The 1,079-nt window shown below is 58.4% G+C and carries 1 protein-coding gene; it reads left to right on the forward strand.

All coding sequences use genetic code 11. The features are described from left to right. The coding region (locus DMB66_RS59840; RefSeq protein WP_199753313.1) for an RNA-binding domain-containing protein at window positions 1–1,079 on the forward strand (1,079 nt) is incomplete at both ends.

The raw sequence follows: 1,079 nt of genomic DNA on the forward strand, positions 1-1,079 counted from the left end.
GTGCTGCTGCGGTCGTATGGCGCCGAGGACGGCAGGATCGAGGCCAAGCGGGCCGAACGTAAGCTGCCCGAGAGCGTCGTCGACACCATGTCCGCCTTCGCCAATACTACTGGAGGCTTGATTCTCCTCGGCGTGGACGAGAACGCCGGCTTCGCTGTGACAGGTGTAGCGGACCCTGCGAAAGTGCTGGCCGATCTATGTTCCGTCGCGCGAGACAGACTCATACCTCCCTTGCAGCCCTCGGCCGGACTAAGCGTCATTGAAGGCAAGACCGTCGTTTGGGCTCAGATCAACGAGCTGCCACGAGCAGAAAAGCCTAGTTATGTGGCCAGCAGAGGACTTCACCGCGGCAGTTACCTACGCCTTGGCGACGGCGACCGGCGACTGACCAGCGAGGAGGTTCAGCAGCTGATCGCCGATCGAGGGCAGCCGCGATTCGATGTCGAAATCGTAGAATCAGCATCGGTCGAAGATCTAGACCAACACGGCCTGGCCGAATTACTGAGGCGCGTAAGGCAAAGCTCGCCACGCCCATTTTCCTCCGTGGATGACACCACCGCACTAAAGATGCTGAACGTTCTCCACACGACTCAAGACAACACGTTAAGGCCGACACTCGCAGGACTACTGGCGCTCGGCATTTATCCACAACAATTCTTCCCGCAACTCAATCTGACATTTGTCCACCATCCCACCAAAACGGGATCGGCTCAAGGGGCGACCCGCTTTCTCGACAATGTCCGCATCGAAGGCCCCATACCACTGATGGTGAAGGAATCTCTAGCCGTCATTCAGCGAAATATGAGCCGTCGCGCCGAAATAGTTGGGCACGGCCGCAAGGATGTCTGGGAGTACCCACCCGAAGCCTTGCGTGAGGCGATTGTCAATGCGCTCGTACATCGAGATTTCAGCCCAGGAACTCGCGGTATGCAGGTACAGATCGAGATGTATCCGGACCGACTTACCATCCTCAACCCGGGCGGCCTGTTCGGTGCGGTCGACATCGCCAACCTAGGCGAGGGGGCGTCGTCGTCAAGAAACTCGGTACTGCTGAAGATTCTGGAAGACGTCGTGATCCC

It is taken from the genome of Actinoplanes sp. ATCC 53533, from assembly GCF_003947245.1.